Below are 3724 nucleotides of genomic sequence, written 5' to 3'. Positions count from 1 at the left end.
GTCTGAACCACAAAACGGGCGCGGCGCGCTCTTCGCCGGTGGGCTGGCCGCCATTCTTGCGTCGGCCTGCTGCCTGGGGCCGCTGGTTTTGATCGCCTTGGGGTTCAGCGGGGCATGGATCGGCAACCTGACGGTGCTGGAACCCTATCGCCCGATCTTCATCGGCGCAGCGCTGGTCGCGCTGTTTTTCGCCTGGCGGCGCATCTACCGCCCGGCGCAAGCCTGCAAACCGGGTGAGGTCTGCGCGATTCCCCAAGTGCGAGCTACTTACAAGCTCATTTTCTGGATCGTGGCCGCGCTGGTCCTGGTCTCGCTCGGATTTCCCTACGTCATGCCATTTTTCTATTAATCACAGGAGTTCATCATGAAAAAACTGTTTGCCGCCCTCGCCCTCGCTGCCGTTGTTGCCCCCGTGTGGGCCGCCACCCAGACCGTCACGCTGTCCGTGCCTGGCATGACCTGCGCCTCTTGCCCGATCACTGTCAAGCACGCGCTTTCCAAGGTTGAGGGCGTGAGCAAGACCGACGTAAGTTTCGACAAGCGCCAGGCCGTCGTCACCTTCGACGATGCCAAGACCAACGTCCAGAAGTTGACCAAGGCGACCGAGGACGCGGGCTATCCGTCCAGCCTCAAACGCTGATCCGTTAACCGAACTCGGGAGCGACACATGGGACTCATCACGCGCATCGCTGGCAAAACCGGCGCGCTCGGCAGCGTCGTTTCCGCGATGGGCTGCGCCGCCTGTTTTCCTGCCATCGCCAGCTTTGGCGCGGCCATCGGACTGGGCTTCTTGAGCCAGTACGAGGGGCTATTCATTGGCATCCTGCTGCCGATGTTCGCCGGCATCGCGTTACTCGCCAATGCTATCGCTTGGCTCAATCATCGACAGTGGCGACGCACGGCGCTCGGCACGATAGGCCCGATCTTGGTGCTGGCAGCGGTGTTTTTAATGCGGGCTTACGGCTGGCAGAGCGGTGGACTGCTCTATGTCGGCCTGGCCTTGATGGTTGGGGTGTCGGTCTGGGATTTCATCTCGCCAGCACATCGCCGCTGCGGGCCGGACAGCTGTGAATTGCCAGAACAACGTGGCTGACGGCAACAGCCGTAGCCACCACAGAAAAGGAAAAATACATGACCACCCTGAAAATCACCGGGATGACCTGCGACTCGTGCGCGGCTCACGTCAAGGAAGCCTTGGAGAAAGTGCCCGGCGTGCAATCGGCGCTGGTGTCCTATCCGAAGGGCACAGCGCAACTCGCCATTGAGGCGGGCACGTCATCGGATGCGCTGACTACCGCCGTGGCCGGACTGGGCTACGAGGCAACGCTTGCCGATGCGCCACCGACGGACAACCGCGCCGGCCTGCTCGACAAGATGCGCGGCTGGATAGGGGCCGCTGATAAGCCCAGTGGCAACGAACGCCCGTTGCAGGTCGTCGTCATTGGTAGCGGTGGAGCCGCGATGGCGGCAGCACTGAAGGCCGTCGAGCAAGGCGCGCAGGTCACGCTGATTGAGCGCGGCACCATCGGCGGCACCTGCGTCAACGTCGGTTGTGTGCCGTCCAAGATCATGATCCGCGCCGCCCACATCGCCCATCTGCGCCGGGAAAGCCCATTCGACGGCGGCATGCCACCCACACCGCCGACGATCTTGCGCGAGCGGCTGCTGGCCCAGCAGCAGGCCCGTGTCGAAGAACTCCGTCATGCCAAGTACGAAGGCATCCTGGACGGCAATTCAGCCATCACCGTTCTGCACGGTGAAGCGCGTTTCAAGGACGACCAGAGCCTTATCGTTAGTTTGAACGAGGGTGGCGAGCGCGTCGTGATGTTCGACCGCTGCCTGGTCGCCACGGGTGCCAGCCCGGCGGTCCCGCCGATTCCGGGCTTGAAAGAGTCACCCTACTGGACTTCCACCGAGGCCCTGGCGAGCGACACCATTCCCGAACGCCTTGCCGTAATCGGCTCGTCGGTGGTGGCGCTGGAGCTGGCGCAAGCCTTTGCCCGGCTGGGCAGCAAGGTCACGGCCCTGGCGCGCAATACCTTGTTCTTCCGTGAAGACCCGGCCATCGGCGAGGCGGTGACAGCCGCTTTCCGTGCCGAGGGCATCGAGGTGCTGGAGCACACGCAAGCCAGCCAGGTCGCCCATATGGACGGTGAATTCGTGCTGACCACCACGCACGGTGAATTGCGCGCCGACAAGCTGCTGGTCGCCACCGGCCGGACACCGAACACGCGCAGCCTGGCATTGGAAGCGGCGGGGGTAGCCGTCAATGCGCAGGGGGCCATCGTCATCGACAAGGGCATGCGCACCAGTAGCCCGAACATCTACGCGGCCGGCGACTGCACCGACCAGCCGCAGTTCGTCTATGTGGCGGCAGCGGCCGGCACTCGTGCGGCGATCAACATGACTGGCGGCGATGCGGCCCTGGACCTGACCGCAATGCCGGCCGTGGTGTTCACCGACCCGCAGGTCGCCACCGTGGGCTACAGCGAGGCGGAAGCACATCACGACGGGATCGAGACCGACAGTCGCCTGCTAACACTGGATAACGTGCCGCGTGCGCTTGCCAACTTCGACACACGCGGCTTCATCAAGCTGGTCATCGAGGAAGGTAGCGGACGGCTCATCGGCGTGCAAGCGGTGGCCCCGGAAGCGGGTGAACTGATCCAGACGGCGGTGCTCGCCATTCGCAACCGTATGACCGTGCAGGAACTGGCCGACCAATTGTTCCCCTACCTGACCATGGTCGAAGGGCTGAAGCTCGCGGCGCAGACCTTCAGCAAGGACGTGAAGCAGCTTTCGTGCTGCGCCGGATGAGGAAAAGGAGGTGTTCAATGAGCGCCTACACAGTGTCCCGGCTGGCCCTTGATGCCGGGGTGAGCGTGCATATCGTGCGCGACTACCTGCTGCGCGGATTGCTACGGCCGGTCGCGTACACCACGGGCGGCTACGGCTTGTTCGATGACACCGCGTTGCAACGGCTGCGCTTTGTACGGGCTGCCTTCGAAGCGGGTATCGGCCTGGACGCACTGGCGCGGCTGTGCCGGGCGCTGGATGCTGCGGACGGTGACGGTGCGTCTGCGCAGCTTGCCGTGTTGCGGCAACTCGTCGAGCGTCGGCGCGAGGCCCTGGCCAGCCTCGAAATGCAACTGGCCGCCATGCCAACCGAACCGGCACAGCACGCGGAGAGTCTGCCATGAACAGCCCAGAGCACTTGCCGTCTGAGACGCACAAACCGATCACCGGCTACTTGTGGGGCGCGCTGGCCGTGCTCACCTGTCCCTGCCATTTGCCGATTCTCGCCATTGTGCTAGCCGGCACGACGGCCGGCGCGTTCATCGGGGAGCACTGGGGTATTGCAGCCCTCACGCTGACCGGCTTGTTTGTCCTGTCTGTGACGCGGCTGCTGCGGGCCTTCAAGGGAAGATCATGACCGCTTCCCAGCCAGCCGAGAGTGGGCAGCTTTGAGCTTCGCTACCAATCTGGAGGAGTACCACCATGAACGCAAACGCCCCGAACACTGCCAGTTGCACCACCTGCTGCGTATGCTGCAAAGAAATTCCGCTCGATGCCGCCTTCACCCCGGAAGGCGCGGAATACGTCGAACATTTCTGCGGGCTGGATTGCTATGAACGCTTCCAGGCACGCGCCAAGGCCGCGACAGAATCTGACATTGCACCTGTCCCTGGCGGTTCGCAGCCGTCAGATTGAGGCATACCCTAAC

7 protein-coding genes are annotated in these 3724 nt (G+C 63.5%); all 7 read left to right on the top strand.

Translation table 11 applies throughout. From position 1 onward, the window contains the following. On the top strand, nucleotides 1–349 hold a 349-nt coding region (gene merT / locus OOJ59_RS27605), incomplete at its 5' end, for a mercuric ion transporter MerT (RefSeq protein WP_038885573.1). A 15-nt stretch (nucleotides 350–364) separates the two neighbouring features. After that, nucleotides 365–640, top strand: coding sequence for a mercury resistance system periplasmic binding protein MerP (merP, locus tag OOJ59_RS27600; protein ID WP_000732275.1), 276 nt, complete (start codon nucleotides 365–367; stop codon nucleotides 638–640). Between the two features lie 27 nt (nucleotides 641–667). Then, nucleotides 668–1093, top strand: coding sequence for an organomercurial transporter MerC (gene merC, locus OOJ59_RS27595; protein ID WP_000522996.1), 426 nt, complete (start codon nucleotides 668–670; stop codon nucleotides 1091–1093). A 38-nt stretch (nucleotides 1094–1131) separates the two neighbouring features. Then, a complete protein-coding gene (merA, locus tag OOJ59_RS27590; RefSeq protein ID WP_000209296.1) occupies nucleotides 1132–2817 on the top strand; it encodes a mercury(II) reductase in 1686 nt (561 codons plus the stop codon). A 17-nt stretch (nucleotides 2818–2834) separates the two neighbouring features. Beyond that, the gene (gene merD / locus OOJ59_RS27585) at nucleotides 2835–3200 is read left to right on the top strand and encodes a mercury resistance co-regulator MerD (protein ID WP_001277466.1); all 366 of its coding nucleotides are present in this window, start codon (nucleotides 2835–2837) and stop codon (nucleotides 3198–3200) included. Next, entirely contained in the window at nucleotides 3197–3433 is a 237-nt protein-coding gene (merE, locus tag OOJ59_RS27580; RefSeq protein WP_001087807.1) for a broad-spectrum mercury transporter MerE, read from the top strand. Before merD ends, merE begins: the two co-directional genes overlap by 4 nt. Before the next feature lie 65 nt (nucleotides 3434–3498). Beyond that, entirely contained in the window at nucleotides 3499–3711 is a 213-nt protein-coding gene (locus tag OOJ59_RS27575) for a DUF3330 domain-containing protein (protein ID WP_000993245.1), read from the top strand. The last annotated feature ends 13 nt before the right edge of the window (nucleotides 3712–3724 follow it).

Origin of the sequence: Citrobacter sp. W9, assembly GCF_026719375.1 — a bacterium.
Classification (GTDB): domain Bacteria; phylum Pseudomonadota; class Gammaproteobacteria; order Enterobacterales; family Enterobacteriaceae; genus Citrobacter; species Citrobacter werkmanii.
This window is presented reverse-complemented; position numbering and strand designations above follow the sequence as displayed.